This window comes from Stenotrophomonas sp. CASM101 (assembly GCF_049384845.1).
GTDB lineage: Bacteria > Pseudomonadota > Gammaproteobacteria > Xanthomonadales > Xanthomonadaceae > Stenotrophomonas > Stenotrophomonas hibiscicola.
Window position 1 is genome coordinate 189074 of sequence record NZ_JBMRFR010000004.1, and the last position, 17937, is coordinate 207010.

At 67.2% G+C, this 17937-nt stretch carries 17 protein-coding genes; 14 read left to right on the forward strand and 3 right to left on the reverse strand.

Going from position 1 to position 17937, the window contains the following annotated elements:
- Positions 1 to 27: 27 nt before the first annotated feature.
- Positions 28 to 1143, forward strand: a complete 1116-nt coding sequence (locus VG543_RS09220) for an alkene reductase (RefSeq protein ID WP_312544471.1) — start codon at positions 28 to 30, stop codon at positions 1141 to 1143.
- Positions 1144 to 1351: 208 nt separating this feature from the next.
- On the opposite strand, the gene VG543_RS09225 is transcribed toward VG543_RS09220, so the two are convergent.
- Positions 1352 to 2245, reverse strand: coding sequence for a mechanosensitive ion channel family protein (locus VG543_RS09225; RefSeq protein ID WP_312544473.1), 894 nt, complete (start codon positions 2243 to 2245; stop codon positions 1352 to 1354).
- Between the two features lie 145 nt (positions 2246 to 2390).
- Positions 2391 to 4769: a phosphoenolpyruvate synthase gene (gene ppsA / locus VG543_RS09230; RefSeq protein WP_111099058.1), complete on the reverse strand. Its 2379-nt coding sequence runs from the start codon at positions 4767 to 4769 to the stop codon at positions 2391 to 2393.
- Positions 4770 to 4913: 144 nt separating this feature from the next.
- Between ppsA and ppsR the strand changes: the two genes are divergently transcribed.
- The 5 genes from ppsR to VG543_RS09255 all read left to right on the forward strand — a co-directional run bounded on the left by ppsR (position 4914) and on the right by VG543_RS09255 (position 9200).
- Positions 4914 to 5735: a posphoenolpyruvate synthetase regulatory kinase/phosphorylase PpsR gene (gene ppsR, locus VG543_RS09235; protein ID WP_005417170.1), complete on the forward strand. Its 822-nt coding sequence runs from the start codon at positions 4914 to 4916 to the stop codon at positions 5733 to 5735.
- Between the two features lie 153 nt (positions 5736 to 5888).
- Entirely contained in the window at positions 5889 to 6398 is a 510-nt protein-coding gene (locus VG543_RS09240; RefSeq protein WP_423178393.1) for a DUF1249 domain-containing protein, read from the forward strand.
- Positions 6399 to 6439: 41 nt separating this feature from the next.
- Positions 6440 to 6928: an NUDIX hydrolase gene (locus tag VG543_RS09245; protein ID WP_423178392.1), complete on the forward strand. Its 489-nt coding sequence runs from the start codon at positions 6440 to 6442 to the stop codon at positions 6926 to 6928.
- Positions 6929 to 7073: 145 nt separating this feature from the next.
- Entirely contained in the window at positions 7074 to 7700 is a 627-nt protein-coding gene (locus VG543_RS09250) for a DUF2239 family protein (RefSeq protein ID WP_423178391.1), read from the forward strand.
- Between the two features lie 132 nt (positions 7701 to 7832).
- Positions 7833 to 9200, forward strand: a complete 1368-nt coding sequence (locus VG543_RS09255; protein ID WP_423178390.1) for an MATE family efflux transporter — start codon at positions 7833 to 7835, stop codon at positions 9198 to 9200.
- A gap of 119 nt (positions 9201 to 9319) precedes the next feature.
- Here VG543_RS09255 and VG543_RS09260 read toward each other — a convergent pair whose 3' ends face one another.
- Positions 9320 to 9964: a class I SAM-dependent methyltransferase gene (locus VG543_RS09260; RefSeq protein ID WP_227844450.1), complete on the reverse strand. Its 645-nt coding sequence runs from the start codon at positions 9962 to 9964 to the stop codon at positions 9320 to 9322.
- 350 nt (positions 9965 to 10314) lie between these two features.
- On the opposite strand from VG543_RS09260, the gene VG543_RS09265 reads away from it, so the two are divergent.
- The 8 genes from VG543_RS09265 (at position 10315) to VG543_RS09300 (ending at position 17775) form a co-directional block, all read left to right on the forward strand.
- On the forward strand, positions 10315 to 10929 hold the full coding sequence (locus VG543_RS09265; RefSeq protein WP_164145441.1) for a CDP-alcohol phosphatidyltransferase family protein: 615 nt from the start codon (positions 10315 to 10317) through the stop codon (positions 10927 to 10929).
- Between the two features lie 22 nt (positions 10930 to 10951).
- Positions 10952 to 12016, forward strand: a complete 1065-nt coding sequence (gene phaE, locus VG543_RS09270; protein ID WP_423178389.1) for a class III poly(R)-hydroxyalkanoic acid synthase subunit PhaE — start codon at positions 10952 to 10954, stop codon at positions 12014 to 12016.
- Positions 12013 to 13080, forward strand: a complete 1068-nt coding sequence (phaC, locus tag VG543_RS09275) for a class III poly(R)-hydroxyalkanoic acid synthase subunit PhaC (protein ID WP_423178388.1) — start codon at positions 12013 to 12015, stop codon at positions 13078 to 13080. The genes phaE and phaC overlap by 4 nt, the downstream gene beginning before the upstream one ends.
- Positions 13081 to 13113: 33 nt before the next feature.
- Positions 13114 to 13482: a YfeK family protein gene (locus tag VG543_RS09280; RefSeq protein WP_423178387.1), complete on the forward strand. Its 369-nt coding sequence runs from the start codon at positions 13114 to 13116 to the stop codon at positions 13480 to 13482.
- Between the two features lie 64 nt (positions 13483 to 13546).
- A complete protein-coding gene (locus VG543_RS09285; protein WP_058981420.1) occupies positions 13547 to 13750 on the forward strand; it encodes a PspC domain-containing protein in 204 nt (67 codons plus the stop codon).
- Positions 13747 to 14199: a hypothetical protein gene (locus tag VG543_RS09290; protein WP_019660259.1), complete on the forward strand. Its 453-nt coding sequence runs from the start codon at positions 13747 to 13749 to the stop codon at positions 14197 to 14199. Before VG543_RS09285 ends, VG543_RS09290 begins: the two co-directional genes overlap by 4 nt.
- A 765-nt stretch (positions 14200 to 14964) precedes the next feature.
- The gene (locus tag VG543_RS09295) at positions 14965 to 15180 is read left to right on the forward strand and encodes a hypothetical protein (protein WP_005410085.1); all 216 of its coding nucleotides are present in this window, start codon (positions 14965 to 14967) and stop codon (positions 15178 to 15180) included.
- Between the two features lie 207 nt (positions 15181 to 15387).
- Positions 15388 to 17775, forward strand: coding sequence for a Tex family protein (locus VG543_RS09300; RefSeq protein WP_019660258.1), 2388 nt, complete (start codon positions 15388 to 15390; stop codon positions 17773 to 17775).
- Positions 17776 to 17937 lie beyond the last annotated feature (162 nt).

A 17937-nucleotide genomic window follows, 5' to 3' on the forward strand; every position in this document is an offset into this window, starting at 1 on the left:
GCACTCCTCCCGCAAGAGATCGCCGCCATGTTGTTCACTCCTCATCATCTGGGCGCACTGACGCTGCCCAACCGCATCGTGATGCCGCCGATGACCCGCTCGCGCTCGTCGGCCGGCAACGTGCCCACTGCCGAAATGGCCACGTATTACGCGCAGCGCGCCAGCGCCGGCCTGATCGTCAGCGAAGGCACCCAGATCAGCCCTCAAGGCCAGGGCTATGCCTGGACCCCGGGCATCCATAGCCCGGATCAGGTGAAGGGCTGGCGCCGGGTGACCGATGCCGTGCACGCTGCCGGCGGTCGCATCTACGCCCAGCTGTGGCATGTCGGCCGGGTCTCGCACGTGGCGCTGCAGCCGGGCGGCGCCGCCCCGGTGTCGTCGTCGGCGTTGTTGGCGGAAGGCGTGAAGGTGTTCGTCGACCCGAGCGGGGCAGGTCCCGAAGCCGGGGTGGGCGAAATGATCCAGCATTCGATGCCGCGCGCGCTGCGCGAAGACGAGATTCCGGGCATCGTCGCCGACTACGCCCAGGCCGCGCGCAACGCGCTGGATGCAGGTTTCGATGGCGTGGAGTTGCACGGTGCCAATGGCTACCTGATCAACCAGTTCATCGACTCGCAGGCCAACCAGCGCACCGATGGCTATGGCGGTTCGCTGCAGAACCGGCTGCGCTTCCTGCGCGAGGTCGTGCAGGCGGTGGTTGCGGTGGTCGGTGGTGATCGCATCGGCGTGCGCCTGGCGCCGCTGACCACGTTGCAGGGTGCGGTGGACGATACGCCGCAGGCGACCTATCTGGCGGCCGCGCATCTGCTGGGTGAACTGGGCGTGGGTTACCTTCACATTGCCGAAGCGGATTGGGAGGATGCACCGTTGATGCCGGCGGCGTTCAAGCAGGCGCTGCGCATGGTCTACCCGGGTACGCTGATCTACGCCGGCAAGTACACCGCCGAGCGTGCCGAGCAGGCACTGGCCGAAGGCTGGGCTGACCTGATTGGCTTCGGCCGGCCGTTCATCGCCAACCCGGATCTGCCTGAGCGCCTGCGACTGGGGGCGGAACTGAATCCGCCGGATCGTGCGACCTTCTTCGGTGGTGGAGCGGTCGGCTTCACCGATTACCCGACGCTGGAAGAGAGCGTCGCGGCCTGATCCTGAAGGCTGCCGGCCAGCGGCCGGCACTACCGGGAGGCGAGGGATAGTGCCGGCCGCTGGCCGGCATTCCAGTCAGGCGGCGAGGGGGTAGTGCCGGCCGCTGGCCGGCATTTCAGTCAGGCGGCGGGGGTAGTGCCGGCCGCTGGCCGGCATTTCAGTCAGGCGGCGGGTAGTGCCGGCCGCTGGCCGGCAGCCCGGGGATGGATCAGGGCTTGTCGCGCACCAGCGCGTCGGCCTCCACCACGCTGCCATCCTTTCCATGCAGGTACAGGTGCATGTCCTGCTGCGGATACGGAATGTTGATGCCGGCCTTGTCATAGCCCAGCTTCAGCTGCTCCAGCAGCGTGACCTTGGTGCCGAACCAGTCGGCCGACTTCACGTAGCAGCGGATGCCGAGGTTGATCGCATGCGCCCCCAGCTCGTACACCACCACGTCCGGGGCCGGCGTCTGCAGCACGCGCGGGTCGGCCTTCATCAGCGCCAGCGCGGTGTCGCGTGCCAGCTGGATGTTGTCCTCGTAGCCGATGCCGATCACCAGTTCGACGCGGCGGGTCGGTTCGGCGGTGAGGTTGATGATCGGTGCGGCGGTGATCAGCGTGTTCGGAATGGTGGTGTGCTGGTTGTCGGCACCGGTGATGACGGTCTGGAAGATGCGCACTTCGCGCACCGTGCCGGTCTGCCCGGCCACGGTCACCACATCGCCCACGCGGAACGGTCGCAGCGTCACCAGCATCACGCCCGAGGCGATGTTGGACAGCGAATCCTTCAATGCAAGACCGACCGCCAGGCCAGCGGTGCCGAGCACGGCGAGCAGCGGAGTGATCTGCACGCCCAGCGTGCCGATGGCGAGCACCACCACGATCACCAGCGACGCTGCGTAGACCACATTGCGCAGGAAGCTGCCCAGCATCGGGTCCACGCCCATGCGCGCGGTGGCGCGCGGCATGGCATTGGACAGGCGACGTGCCACCCACAGGCCCACCAGCAGCACTACGATGGCGGCCAGCAACGGCACACCGTAGGTTTCCAGCAGGCGCTCCCAGTCGAGCGAGTGGAACCAGGGCGTTGCGGCGGGGGCGGGAGGTGCGGCGGCGATCATGCGGAAGTCCTTTGCTGCGTAGCGATGTCTGCGTGGGGCAGGGCGTGCGTGGACGCCAGAAACAGCAAGCCCCGCAAAGGCGGGGCTTGCGTGCAGCAGCAGTATGCGCGGACGCCGATGAAAGCGACGTCAGCCCATCACGGCATCAGCCGTTGGCCTTCAGCTTGGCCAGGCGCAGCCAGGTATCAACCACGGTGTCCGGGTTCAGCGACACCGACTCGATGCCTTCCTGCATCAGCCATTCGGCCAGATCCGGGTGATCGGACGGGCCCTGGCCGCAGATGCCGACGTACTTGCCCTTGGCGCGTGCAGCCTTGATCGCCATCGACAGCAGCTTCTTCACTGCCGGGTTCCGTTCGTCGAACAGGTGCGCGACGATCGACGAGTCGCGGTCCAGGCCCAGGCTCAGCTGGGTCAGGTCGTTGGAGCCGATCGAGAAGCCGTCGAAGATCTCCAGGAACTCATCGGCTAGCAGTGCGTTGGACGGCACTTCGCACATCATGATGATCTTCAGGCCGTTTTCGCCCTGCTTCAGGCCGTTCTGTTCCAGCACCTCGACGACCTTGCGGCCTTCTTCCAGGGTGCGCACGAACGGAATCATGACCCACAGGTTGTCCAGGCCCATTTCGTTGCGCACGCGCAGCACGGCCCTGCACTCCAGCGCGAAGGCGGCCGAGAAGCTCGGGTCGACGTAACGGCTGGCGCCGCGGAAGCCGATCATCGGGTTCTCTTCGTGCGGCTCGTAGTTGCTGCCGCCGATCAGGTTGGCGTACTCGTTGGACTTGAAGTCCGACAGGCGCACGATCACCGGGTTCGGTGCAACCGAGGCGGTGAGGGTGGCGATGCCTTCGGCCAGGCGGTCCACGTAGAAGCTGACCGGATCACCGTAGCCGGCGATCTTCTCGTCGATCTTCTTCTTGGTCGCGGCGTCCTGGCGGTCGTATTCCAGCAGCGCGTTCGGATGGATGCCGATGTGGCTGGCGATGATCATTTCCAGGCGGGCCAGGCCGATGCCGGCGTTCGGCAGCTGGCCGAAGTCGAAGGCACGTTCCGGGTTGGCCACGTTCATCATGATCTTCAGCGGGGCCGGCGGCATGTTGCCCAGATCGGTCGTGGTGCGTTCGAAGCCGAGCTTGCCTTCGTAGATGAAGCCGGTATCGCCTTCAGCGCAGCTGACGGTGACCAGCTGGCCATCCTCGATGACCTGGGTGGCGTTGCCCGAACCGACCACGGCTGGCACGCCCAGCTCGCGCGCGATGATCGCGGCGTGGCAGGTGCGGCCACCGCGGTTGGTGACGATGGCCGAGGCGCGCTTCATCACCGGTTCCCAATCGGGATCGGTCATGTCGGCGATCAGCACGTCGCCCGGCTGCACGCGGTTCATGTCGTCCAGCGTCTTCACCACGCGGGCCACGCCCGAACCGATCTTGGCGCCGACGGCACGGCCCTCGGCCAGCACCTTGCCGCCCTTCTCGGTCAGCGCGAAGCGCTCGATCTGGGTGGCGTGGCTGCGCGACTTCACCGTTTCCGGGCGCGCCTGCACGATGAACAGCTTGCCGCTGACACCGTCCTTGGCCCACTCGATGTCCATCGGGCGGCCGTAGTGCTTTTCGATGACCAGCGCCTGCTTGGCCAGTTCCTGCACGTCCTCGTCGCTGATCGAGAAGGTGGTGCGCAGTTCGGCCGGGGTGTCTTCAATACGGACGCGCTCACCGGGGACATCCGAATACACCATGCGGATCGCCTTGCTGCCGAGCGAGCGGCGCAGGATCGCCGGCTTGCCGGCCTGCAGGGTGGGCTTGTAGACGTAGTATTCGTCCGGATTGACCGCGCCCTGCACGACCATCTCGCCCAGGCCGAACGAGGAGGTGACGAACACCACGTCGCGGAAGCCGGACTCGGTGTCCAGGGTGAACAGCACGCCGGAGGAGCCGACGCCCGAACGCACCATCAGCTGCACGCCGGCGGACAGGAACACGTCCTCATGCTTGAAACCGTGGTGCACGCGGTAGGCGATGGCGCGGTCGTTGTACAGCGAGGCGAACACTTCCTTGACCTTGTGCACGACGTCGTCGGCACCGGTCACGTTGAGGAAGGTTTCCTGCTGTCCGGCGAAGGACGCATCCGGCAGATCCTCGGCAGTGGCAGACGAACGCACGGCCACGGCCACGTCGCCGCCGCCATTCTCGGCGCTCAGCTTGGCGTAGGCGGTGCGGATGTCCTGGTCCAGCTGCGGCTGCAGCGGGGCGTCAATTACCCAGCCGCGGATTTCCTTGCCGGCGGCGGTCAGCGCATTGACGTCCTCGACGTCCAGCGTGGCCAGCCTGTCGAAGATGCGCTTGGACAGGTCGTTGTGCGCGATGAAGTCCTTGAAGGCTTCAGCGGTGGTGGCATAACCGCCCGGCACCGAAACGCCCAGACCGGCCAGGTTGCCGATCATCTCGCCCAGGGACGAATTCTTGCCGCCTACGCGGGCCAGATCGGCCAGACGCAGTTCGTGCAACCACAGGATGTTCTCGTTCAAGCGCGATGCTCCGTTTGGCCATCGCCCGAGGCGGGCTGAGTGGCCGCGTCCGTAGGAAGAAGCCGATATGATGCCGGGCAGAGCACCGTCGGCACAAGCTTGTGCTGGCGGCCTTTTTAAGCTTCGTAGGGGGTAAAAGCGCGCATGTCGACCATCCGTCCGGTGTTCTACGTTTCCGATGGAACCGGTATCACCGCTGAAACCATTGGGCATAGCCTGCTGACCCAGTTCTCCGGATTCAGCTTCATTACCGACCGAATGTCGTTTGTCGACGACCCCGAAAAAGCGCGTGAAGCCTGCGCCCGGATCCAGGCGGCAGGTGAGCGCTACCAGGTCCGGCCGATCGTGGTGAACTCCTGCGTGGACCAGAGCCTGAGCCTGATCCTGGCCGACAGCGGGGCGCTGATGCTGGATGTGTTCGCGCCGTTCATCGAGCCCCTGGAACGTGAACTGGCCAGCCCGCGCCTGGCCCGGGTCGGCCAGGCCCACGGCATGGTCGATTTCGATACCTACCACCGCCGCATCAACGCGATGAACTTCGCCCTGACCCATGACGACGGCATTGCGGTGAACTACGACGATGCCGACGTGATCCTGGTGGCGGTGTCGCGCGCCGGCAAGACGCCCACCTGCATCTACCTGGCCCTGCATTACGGGGTGCGCGCGGCCAACTACCCGTTGACCGACGAGGACCTGGAAAGCGACCGCCTGCCGCCGCGCCTGCGCAACTACCGACGCAAGCTGTTCGGGTTGACCATCGACCCGGACCGCCTGCAGCAGATCCGCCAGGAGCGCCGCCCGAACTCGCGCTACGCCAACCTGGACACCTGCAAGCGCGAGGTGGCCGCGGCCGAGACCATGTTCCGCATGGAGCGGATTCCGACCCTGAGCACCACGCATACCTCGATCGAGGAGATCTCCAGCAAGGTGCTGGCCACGCTGGGGCTGCAGCGCGAGCTGTATTGATTCCGGTAGAGCCGGTAGAGCCGGCCGCTGGCCGGCTGATCGATGGACCCTCGGCCGCGATATTGCGCTGCCGGCCAGCGGCCGGCACTACCTCAGGGCTTGGCTTGCGCCTGTACGCCCCCACGTTGAAGCACCAACGTGTAGGATCGACCCATGGCCCGAGCCTTGCCCCGTACCGAACGCATTCCCCGCCTGAGCCGGCTGAGCTGGCTCATGGGCCTGTACGCGGAGAACTACCGCCATCTGGTGCGCCTGTTCGAACCGGCTGGACTGACGACGGGCAGCTACGTCTCCTCGGTCGGCGATGGCCTGGACGTTCGCCTGGACGTGATCGAGTGCCACCGCTATACGGTGGAACTGCGGCTGACCTACGACCTGGCCGACCCGGTCACTGGCGAACCTGATCCGTCGGCCTATGTTCGCCTGTACCGTGACGCGCGCCAGGCCGAGACCACCCACTGCTACGTCGGCCGCCGCTGGCAGGACACCATGGGGCTGTACCCGCCGCCGGCGGAGCTGATCAGCCACCGCATGCGGATGAACACCTTCCTCGGCAAGTGGCTGGAGTACCTGGCCGAGCGCGGCCACGGCGTGGCCACGCTGCGCCGCGATGCCGATGGCGTCGGTGCGCCCGCCGAACGCCGCCTGTCGCTGGTGCGCTGATCGGCCATAATCGACGGCTCACCTGCCGCTGGATGCTGCCCATGCCGTACACCCCGATCGTCGCCACCCTGGGCTACGTGCTGTCGCCCGATCGCCGCCAGGTGCTGATGATCCATCGCAATACCCGTCCCGGTGACCATCATCTGGGCAAGTACAACGGGCTGGGTGGCAAGATCGAACCGACCGAAGACGTCGCGGCAGGCATGCGCCGCGAGATCGCCGAGGAAGCCGGCATCGACTGCACCGGCATGCGCCTGCGCGGCACCATCAGCTGGCCGGGATTCGGCAAGCACGGTGAGGACTGGCTGGGCTTCGTGTTCGTCATCGATGGATTCGAGGGCACCCCGCACGGCGGCAACCACGAAGGCACGCTGGAGTGGGTGGACCTGGACAAGCTGGACACGCTGCCGATGTGGGAGGGCGACCGCAACTTCCTGCCGCTGGTGTTCGACGCCGACCCGCGCCCGTTCCACGGGGTGATGCCGTACAGGGACGGCCGCATGGTGAGCTGGTCCTTCAGCCGCCTGTGAACCAGGGAATCGGGTTGGTGCCAACCATTCCGGTGGGTGCCAACCTTGGTTGGCACGCTCTTCTGTTTTATTAATGCCCGGGTGATATTGACGGGGGGGTAAATTACCCGGGCAATATTTGCACATCGCCCCTGATGCCATTGCCATGCCCGCGTCCCGATTGCCCCCCTTCAGCTGCTTCGACGGCCCTCGCCTGGTCGTTTCCGGTACGCCGCAAGTGGCCGCGCTGGCCCTCAAACAGCTGCGCGCCGACAACGCCTCTGGTCCATTGCTGGTGTTCGACAATGCCACCGGCCGCACCCGTGATTTCGATACGCGCGGCAGCGACGCGGAACTTGTGGCACGGGTCGCCGAAGCGTTTCCGGCGCCGCTGCAGACGGACGTTGAAACCCACGCCGATGATGCCGGAGATGCACCGTCACCCCCACGTGGCCGCGGTCGCCCGAAGCTGGGCGTGGTTGCGCGCGAAGTGACGTTGCTGCCGCGCCATTGGGCGTGGCTGGCCGAACAGCCGGGTGGGGCCTCCGTCGCCCTGCGCAGGTTGGTCGAAGCGGCCAGCCGTGCGGGTGCCGACAAGGACCGGCAGCGCCGCGATACCGAGCGTGCCTATCATTTCCTGCAGGCCATTGCCGGTGACCTGCCCGGCTTCGAGGAAGCCATCCGCCTCCTGTTCGCGCATGACCGCGCGGGCCTGGAGGCGGCGTTGCACCGCTGGCCCGGGGACGTGCGCGATCACGCCCTGCGGCTGGCCTTTGATGCCCCACCTTTCTAAGTAATGACGACCGACCCAGGGCGCCGTGGATGAACGACGGCGCCGCTTGATCGCGGGCGACTGCCCGCTTCCCTCGTGCTTGCTTTGCTGGCGGAAACGCCGGCAGGGCAGCGCCTTGCCCAGAGAAACCCCATGAGCCTTTCCGCACACGCGACACCTCCGGTTGCGCCGCCGCTGTCGCGCACCTACCTGGCCCTGCTGCTGCCCATGCTGATGACCAATGCACTGCAGCTGGCCGCCGGCACGCTGGACAACGTCTACCTCGGCCATCTGCTTGGCACGCAGGCGGTGGCTGCCGCCGCTGCGTTCTTCCCGGTGTTCTTCCTGCTGATGGCCCTGGTGATGGGCCTGGCGACGGGCGCAATGGTGCTGATCGGCCAGGCCTGGGGCGCTGGCCAACCGCAGCGGGCACGCGCCGTGGCCGGCAGCGCGGTGGCGCTTGCCCTGCTGTTGTCGCTGCTGGTGATGGGCGTGGGCGGCGTGTTCGCGCCGCAGATGCTGGCGGCACTGGGGACGCCGGCACCGATCCTCGGTGAGTCCATCGTCTATGCGCGGGTGCTGCTGCTGAGTGCGCCGGTGTTCTTCCTGCTGTGGCTGGCGACGGCCGTGAGCCGCGCGGTGGGTGATGCAAAGACGCCGCTGCACGCGCTGCTGCTGGCGACCGTGCTCGGCCTGCTGTGCACGCCACTGCTGATCCTCGGCTGGGGCGGCCTGCCGCAGCTGGGCGCGGCCAGTGCCGCGGTGTCGGCAGCATTTGCCTCGCTGCTGGCGTTGGTCTGGTTGCTGTGGAGCTGGCATCGCCTGGGGCATCCGCTGGCACCCGGCCATGAGCTGCTGCGGGCCATCCGTTTCGATGGCGCGATCATTCGTTCGATGCTGCGCATCGGCGTGCCGTCCTCGCTGCAGATGCTCAGCCTGGCCATTGCCGAGATCGTGTTGCTCGGCTGGATCAACCGCTATGGCTACACCGCCACGGCGGCCTACGGTGCGGTCAACCAGTTGATGAGCTGGGTGCAGCTGCCGGCCATGTCGCTGGGCATCACCGCCACCATCCTCGCCGCGCATGCGATGGGGGCAGGACGTGCGGCACGATTGCCCGCCATTGCCCGCACCGGGGTGCTGCTGGGCCTGGCGATGCTGACGGTCGTGGTGCTGCTGGTGATGGCGCTGGCGCCGTGGCTGACCGGCCTGATCCTGGCGGCGCCGGAGGTGCGCGAACTGGCCGCACTTCAGCTGCGCACGGTGGTGTGGGGCGTGCTGGCGATGGGCGGCACCACGGTGCTGGTCGGCGTGATGCGTGGCAGCGGGACTGTGCTGCTGCCGGCGTTGCTGGGCATGACAGCGGTGTTGCTGCTGGAGCTGCCACTGGCGATGTGGCTGCAGGCGCGGCACGGGCTGACCGGCCTGTGGTGGGCGTGGCCGCTGGGACTGGTGGCGATGCTGGTGTTGCAGATGATGTGTTTCGCGAGGTGGCGCAGCCGGTTGCCGGCGGCGGCCTGACCGCAGCGCCATTGCCGGGGCAGCCGGCCAGCGGCCGGCTCCACCGCTCGGTCGGATCGCATCCGGCGAAAATCCACGCCGATGCGGGTCGGGTAGCGCCGGGCCATGCCCGGCGGCAATCAGCGCCGATGCGCCAGCAGCAGGTGGAAATGCTTCTCCCGCGTCTGCCCGTCATTGCCGGCAGCAGTTTCGCGATGGCTGCGCCAGGCCGAGATGTTGAATCCCGACACGCGCATCGCCAGCTCAACTGCGTCCAGTTCGTGCAGCTGGAAATCGGCGGCAAACGGCAGGCTGCGCATGAAGGCCGCATCGCCGAACGCCAGGCACAGCCGCCCTCCCCGGCGCAGTACGCGCGCAAGCTCGTCCAGCACCGGGGCCAGGTTGGGCCAGAAGTACAGGGTGTTGACCGCCAGTGCGGCATCCACGGATGCCTCGTCCACCGGCAGCGCATGGGCATCGCCAAGCCGCATCGCGGCCCGGTCGCCCAGGCCGGCACTGGCCAGCCGCCGGTTGCCGGCCTCGACCATGGCGGCGGACAGTTCAACGCCCAGGTACTGGCTGCCCGGCGCTTGCAACAGCTGGGGCGCGAAGGCCGCATTGCCGGGGCCGATCTCCAGGATGCGTTCGCCGGCCGCCACCGCCAGCAGCCCGATCGCGGCCAGGTTCAGGGCGCTGTTGCTGCGGTTCATCGAGTCGGCCACCGCCAGTGCGGCGTCGCCATGGGGCTGCCGCAGCTGCGCGGCCAGGGTGGAAGCATCCAGCATCGTCGTCGTCCATCGAAGAGATTCGGACGTGGCGGCGGCGGGTCCGCCGATGACCATAGCGCTGACCTTGCGGCTTGGGAAGTAGGGAAACCCCGCTGCAGGGTGATGAGGAAATGTCCAGCGTCGCAGTCGGTGAGATCTGGTTGTCCACAGGGGGTGTGGATTACGCGTGGGCAACTTTGTGGATAAACCGCGACAGGCGCCACCCCCCTAGGCTGTCAAGATGGGTGGCGAAAAATTCACCGCCGGTGAGGGCGCGTGAGGGAACGGTGAAGGCCGCGGCCTGCCGGCGCTGTCGCCGGCAGCGGCGCTCGCGGTAACCTGTGGGCCTCGATGCTCCGTGAGACCCCATGAAACGTCACTTCTCGATGCTGCGCGAATTCCAGCTGGCCGACTGGTTCACCTTGGCCAATGCTTTCTGCGGCACCGGTGCGGTGTTTGCCGCAATGCGCTTCCTGCAGGACGGCGAGCGCGGCTACCTGCTGTTCGGCATGGCGCTGATACCGCTGGCCTTCATCTTCGACGCCCTCGACGGCCGCATCGCGCGCTGGCGCAAGTCCAGCTCCACCCTGGGGCGCGAGCTGGATTCGCTGTCCGACGTGATCTCGTTCGGCGTCGCGCCGGCGGCGCTGGCCTATGCATGTGGCATGCAGGGCGGCTGGGACTGGCTGGTGCTGAGCTATTTCGTCTGCTGTGGCGTCAGCCGCCTGGCGCGCTACAACGTCACCGCCGAGGCAATGACCGGCGACGAGGGCAAGGTCACGCATTTTGAAGGCACCCCTATCCCGACCAGCCTGGTGCTGGTGATCGTGCTGGCGATCGCCGCCGGTACCGATGCCATCGGCCAGAACATCTGGTTCGGCCAGTGGCAGATCGGTCCGTGGCAGCTGCACCCGATGGTGCTGCTGTTCGCCCTGTCCGGGTCGCTGATGATCAGCAAGACCCTGCGCATTCCCAAGCCATGAGCCAGCCCTGCGGAGGCCTGCGATGACCAGCTCGGCCCACGACGCCGGCAGCAGTGATTTCGAGACCCTGGCCCGGCAGTACTTCGGCGCCTGGGGCGATGCCCTGCGCCACGCGGGCACGCCCAGCGCACCGGCGGGCGACGACCCGGGCAGCTGGCAGCGCCTGTTCGACTGGTGGGGCCAGCTGTTGCCGGAACAGGGCCCAGGCGCGCCGGAAGATGCCGTGCGCCGGTTCCGCGAACAGGCCGGGAGCTGGTACGGCACCATGCAAGAGGTCGCCGCTCGGTTTGCCGGCCGCGACGCCAGCAGTGCCGATGTGGCCCAGGCCTGGCGTGAGGCGGTGCAGGGGCAGGGCGATGGCATGCTGCAATGGATGCTGCAAGGGGCCCGTGGCAGCACCCACGCCGGCGCCGCCGTGCCCGAATTCGCCGCATGGCTGCAGCAGTTCCAGCTGCAGGCGGGCCCATGGCTGCAGAGCCCGGCATTCGGCCCCGGCCGCGAGCACCAGGCGCGCTGGCAGGCCCTGCTGCGTGCGCAGGAAGAATACCAGCAGCATTCGCGCGCCTATGTCGACCTGATCAAGCGGGCACTGGACGAGGCCTTTGCGTTGTTCGAGCAGCGCCTGGCCGAGCACGAACAGCCGGGCAGCCAGCTGACCAGCGCCCGCGCGATGTTCGACCTGTGGATCGAAGTGGCCGAGGAGGCCTACGCCAAGGTCGCCATGTCCGAACCGTTCCAGCAGGTGTACGCCTCGCTGGGCAACGCGCAGATGCGCCTGCGTGCCGGCCTGCAGCGCGAGGTGGAACAGATGAGTGAACGTATCGGCCTGCCGACCCGCAGCGAGATGGATGCCGCACACCGCCGCATCGCCGAGCTGGAGCGCAGCCTGCGCCGCCTGCAGGCGCAGGTGGCAGTGCTGGCCGGAACCGCTGCGGTCGATCCGGTTGCGCAGCCGGCGCCGGCAAAAGTGAAGCCTGCCGCGCGCAAGGCCGCGAACAAGACCGCACCGGCAACGAAGGCGCCTGCAAAAAAGGCGGCTGCGAAAAAGCCCCAATCTCGCACCTCCTCACGGGCGCGTGACCGATGAAGGGACCGTTGGGCTTCAACGCCGATGACCTGATGCAGGAGACCCTGGCCATGCAGCGCAAGCTGATGGAGGGGCTGAAGCTGCTGCCGCAAGTGGAAGACGTGGACTATGGCGTGACCGCGCGCGAGGAAGTCTGGCGCGACGGCAAGGTGGTGCTGTACCGCTTCGTCGGCGAACAGGCGCCGACCCGGCGCACGCCGCTGCTGATCGTGTACGCGCTGGTCAACCGGCCGTACATGGTCGACCTGCAGGCCGACCGCTCCCTGGTGCAGAAGCTGTTGGCGCTGGGTCAGGACGTCTACGTGCTGGACTGGGGCTACCCGGATCGCTCGGAGCGCTTCCAGACCCTGGAGGACTACCTGCTGCGCTACATCGACGGCGCGGTGGATGCGCTGCGTGCGCGCAGTGGTGGCCCGGTCGACCTGCTCGGCATCTGCCAGGGTGGCGTGTTCGCGCTGTGCTACGCGGCGCTGCGCCGGCAGAAGCTGGGCAAGCTGATCACCATGGTCACCCCGGTCGATTTCCAGACCGCCGACAACATGCTCTCGCACTGGGCGCGGCAGGTGGACGTGGACCTGCTGGTCGACACGCTGGGCAACATCCCGGCCGACCTGATGAATGCCAGCTACCTGATGCTCAAGCCATTCCGCCTGAACGTGCAGAAGTACGTCGGCCTGCTCGACATCCTCGATGACAAGGCGGCGCTGGAGGACTTCCTGCGCATGGAAAAGTGGATCTTCGATTCGCCGGACCTGGCGGGCGAGGCGTTCCGCGATTTCATCAAGCAGTTCTACCAGGCCAATGGCCTGATGAAGGGCACGGTACGGATCGGCGAGGAAGCGGTGGATCTGTCGCAGGTGACGCTGCCGGTGTTGAACATCTACGCCGAGCAGGACCATCTGGTGCCGCCGGACGCCTCGCGCGCGATGCGCGGGCGCCTGGGTACGGATGACTACACCGAGTCCAGTTTCCGCGGTGGCCATATTGGTATCTACGTGTCCGGCCGCGCGCAGCGCGAAGTGCCGGCCACGATCGATGGCTGGCTGAAGGCGCGCGACCTGTAGAGTCGAGCCATGCTCGACTGACCTGGGGGGATGATGACGTACCGGATTTTGTTGATTCTTGCAGCACTGCTGGCAGCGCCACTTGCCCAGGCCGCACCCAGTGCGGATGCACGCCGGGAGATCGCCCAGCTGATCGCCAGCCTGGACGGCTCGCAGTGCCGGTTCCAGCGCAATGGCAGCTGGTACGACGCCAGTGATGCGCGCGCGCACCTGCAGCGCAAGTACGACTACCTGCTGAAGAAGGACATGGTGGACAGCGCCGAGCAGTTCATCGAGCGCGCCGCCAGCCAGAGCAGCATGAGCGGCAAGCCTTACCGCATCCAGTGCCCGGGTCAGCCTGAACAGACCGCAGCCACCTGGTTCGGCGCACGCCTGCAGGCCCTGCGCCACCGCACGCCGTAGACATCGGGGCGGTGTAGAGTCCAGCCATGCTCGACTGCCTTGTCCGTTTCCCGGAGCCGCTGCCATGAACACCACGCCCAAGACGCTGTCGCGCTCATTGAACGATCGCATGATCGCCGGCGTGATGGGCGGCATCGCCCACCGCTTCGGCTGGAACCCCACGCTGGTGCGGATCGTGTTCGTGCTGATATCGATTGGCTCGGCCGCCTTCCCCGGCATTCTGATCTACCTGATCCTGTGGCTGCTGATGCCGAACGAGGCCGATTGAACACGGCCGCTCGACCCTGGCCGCTGTGGCTGCGTGCGCTGCAGATGCTGGGCGCAGCATGGACGTTGCCCAATTCGCTGCTCGGCCTGATTGGCGGCCTGGCCGGTATGCTCGGCGGCGCGTCATTGCGTTGGAGCGCGCGCGACTGTGCGCTGGTGTTCGACCGCTGGCCGTGGGGGCCAGGCGGGGCGATCACGCTGGGGAACGTGATCCTGCATACCGGCCATGACCTGGGCATTTCCTGCCGCACCTATGCGCATCAGGCGGGGTGGGGCGTGGAACCGCTGATCCGGCTGGATGATCACGAACGTGCGCACGTGTACCAGTACATGGTGCTGGGCCCGCTGTACCTGCCGGTATACCTGCTGTGCGGCGGGGTGAGTGCGCGCAACCCGTTTGAACGGGCGGCCGATCATTTCGCCCGGTTCGGGCGTGGCTGGTGGCCGTAGTTTCCAGCCAACGGCGCAGCCCCTCGTGGCTTGGTCGCGGAATACGTTTCATGTGATCGGGCCGGGCGGGGTGGGTTCGCGGGACACGCCGTAAACCCGTCCTTGGGGGCTCGATGGCGCCATCCATGGCGCCAACGGTCCCGCGAACCCATCCCGCCCGGCCGCTGACAGTTCTCGGCCGCGTCCAGCCACGGAAAAGAAAAAGAACAGCAGAAGCGGGTCGCGCGCTGCGCTTGCTCGTGTAGAGCCGAGCCCGCGCTCGGCTGCTTTCAGGCCAGCTCGCGAAGCCGAGCGCAGGCTCGGCTCTACAACAAAAAAGCGGCCAGCCCGGCTGCTTCTGCTTTTGATCTTCTTTCTATTCTCCGTGGGTGGCGGCAGGCACCAGGAATCTGTCAGCGGCCGGGAGGGTGGGTAGGGCGGGGTGTCCGCGGCATGGATGCCGCGGCCAAGCCCCCATGGATGGGTTCACGGCGTCCCCGGCCTACCCACCCTCCCGGCCAGCCCACAGGAAACCGGCTTTCCGCGACCAACCAAACCACCCACGAGGGGCTGCGCCGTTGGCGGGAATCCCGTACTGATTCGTTAGCCGGAAGTTAAAGATCCGTAAGCATTCTGCTGCGATCCCGCCGTCATCTGCATGCAACCGATCGTCATTAGCCTTCGTGACGTTCCAGTCAGGTTCGACGCGGTAAGCTCTCCCTCGATGAGCTCGCAGCATCGCTCATCGAGTGCAGTACGCAGTAGCAATTTGGAGGAATACATCACATGGCAATCGTTCTTTATGTCGGTGGTAGCAAGGATGGCGAGAAGGGCGTGGTGCCCTACGGCTTCAGCAAATCCCGCGCCGACACCGCGCTGGGGCCGGAGTTCTACACGGAGCGGTTCATGGAACTGCAGGGTGTCGGCAAGGTCCGCCTGATGGCCCTGGAAGGCATGCGTGACGAGATCGTCATGCAGCGCGCCGCCCGCCACTACCGCTGACCTTCGTAACACGCGGCAGGGCGCGCCCACCATCGCGCGCCCGCGCCGGCATCCCAGCCCAGGGCCAGTCCGGGCCCGCGCTTTGCCAGGATGCCGGCGTCCAATCCGGCTACGCCGCTGAACCTTGCGCCCTGTCAATGCCTTGTCCGGCTCCGTCGCGGGTTGCCAGAATGGGGTCTTCCCGTAATGCGGCACAGACCTGAAGCAATGCACGACGCCAAGAACGCCCAGAGCGCGCTCGCCCAGCAGATCGCCCAGACCATCGCCGACGAGATCGGTGCCCAGTCCGCCCAGGTGCGCGCCGCCGTCGGCCTGCTCGACGAGGGCGCCAGCGTTCCGTTCATCGCGCGCTACCGCAAGGAAGTGACCGGCGGCCTGGACGACACCCAGCTGCGCAACCTGGAAGTGCGCCTGACCTACCTGCGCGAGCTGGAGGACCGTCGCGCAGCGGTGCTGGCCAGCATCGGCGAACAGGGCAAGCTCAGCGACGAACTGCGCAACGACATCCTGGCCGCCGATACCAAGAGCCGTCTGGAAGACCTGTACCTGCCGTACAAGCCCAAGCGCCGTACCCGCGCCCAGATCGCCCGCGAGGCGGGGCTGGAGCCGCTGGCCGATGGCCTGCTGGCCGACCCGACGCAGGACCCGCAGAGCTTTGCGGCCAGCTTCGTCAATGCCGACAAAGGCGTGGCCGACACCAAGGCTGCGCTGGAAGGTGCGCGCGCGATCCTGATGGAGCGCTGGGGTGAAGACGCCGCGCTGGTCGGCGAACTGCGCACCTGGCTGGGCGAAACCGGCGTGATCCGCGCGCGCGTGGCCGAGGGCAAGGAAACCGAAGGCGCCAAGTACCGCGATTACTTCGATCACGCCGAGTCGTTGGCGAAGATTCCCTCGCACCGGCTGCTGGCGCTGTTCCGCGCGCGCCGCGAGGAGATCCTGTTCCTGGAGCTGGACCCCGGCAGTGATGCCGAGGCCGGCCACCAGTACGCCGAAGGGCGCGTGGCGCGCAGGGCCGGCATCGCCGACCAGGGCCGCGCCGCCGACCGCTGGCTGCTGGACGCCTGCCGGCTCACCTGGCGCGCCAAGCTGCACACGCACCTGCTGCTGGACCTGTTCAACCAGGCCCGCGAGAAGGCCGAAGCCGAGGCCATCGCGGTGTTCGGCGACAACCTGAAGGACCTGTTGCTGGCGGCACCCGCCGGCCCGAAGACCGTGCTCGGACTGGACCCGGGCATCCGCACCGGCTGCAAGATCGCCGTGGTCGATGCCACCGGCAAGCTGGTGGCCACCGACACCATCTACCCGCACGAGCCGCGTCGCCAGTGGGAGCAGTCGCTGCAGACGATCAAGCAGCTGTGCGCCAAGCACAACGTGGAACTGATCGCGATCGGCAACGGCACCGCCAGCCGTGAAACCGACAAGCTGGCCGGCGAAGCGATCAAGGCCGCTGGCAACCCGAAGCTGCAGAAGGTGGTGGTCAGCGAGGCCGGCGCGTCGGTGTACTCGGCGTCCGAGTTCGCGGCCAGGGAGTTCCCGGAGCTGGACGTGTCGCTACGTGGGGCGGTGTCGATCGCCCGCCGCCTGCAGGACCCGCTGGCCGAACTGGTGAAGATCGAACCCAAGGCCATCGGTGTCGGCCAGTACCAGCACGATGTGGACCAGTACCGTCTGGCGCGCGCGCTGGATGCCCGCGTGGAGGACTGCGTGAACGCGGTGGGCGTGTACGTGAACACCGCTTCGGCTGCACTGTTGTCGCGGGTGTCCGGCCTGTCGGCCACGGTGGCCGAGAACATCGTGCGCCACCGTGATGCGAACGGCCCGTTCAAGCGCCGCAAGGACCTGCTGAAGGTGGCGCGCCTGGGCGAGAAGACCTTTGAACAGTGCGCGGGCTTCCTGCGCATTGCCGACGGTGATGAGCCGCTGGATGCTTCGGCGGTACACCCCGAGGCCTACCCGGTGGTCGAGCGCATTGTGGCCAGCACCGCGCGCCCGATCAAGGCGCTGATCGGTGATGGCAGCTTCCTGCGCGGCCTGAAGGCCGAGCAGTTCACCGATGCCACCTTTGGCGTGCCGACCGTGCGTGACATCCTCAAGGAACTGGAGAAGCCGGGCCGAGATCCACGCCCCGAGTTCAAGGCGGCACGCTTCGCCGAGGGCGTCGAGGACATCAAGGATCTGCGCGAGGGCATGGTGCTCGAGGGTGTGGTAAGCAACGTGGCGGCCTTTGGTGCCTTCGTCGATATCGGTGTGCACCAGGATGGCCTGATCCACATTTCGGCCCTGTCCGATACGTTCGTGAAGGACCCGCGCGACGTGGTCAAGGCCGGCGATATCGTCAAGGTGAAGGTGCTGGAGGTGGACGTGGCGCGCAAGCGCATCGCCCTGACCCGGCGCCTGGATGATACCCCCGGCCAAGCCACCAGCCGCCCGGGCCAGCGTGATGAGCGCGGCCATGGGCAGGGTCCGCGCCGCGATGCAGGCGGCCAGAACCGCGGGCCGAACCGGGGCCAGGGCAATGGCGGCCGTCCCGCCGCGTCCGCGCCCCCGGCCAACAACGCCTTGGCCGAGGCCTTCGCCCGCGCCAAGCGCAGTTGAGGACCGTGTTCCCCGTCACGCTTGATTCGTGGCGGGGGACTTGTCGATTTTCCCCGTGATTGCGCACACTTGCGCTTGAGGGGAGGCGTCCGGCCACCCCGCTGTTGCTGGGGAGGGCCATGACGCCAGCAGGACCCGTCGTCTTCGTTGAGGTCTGCAGCG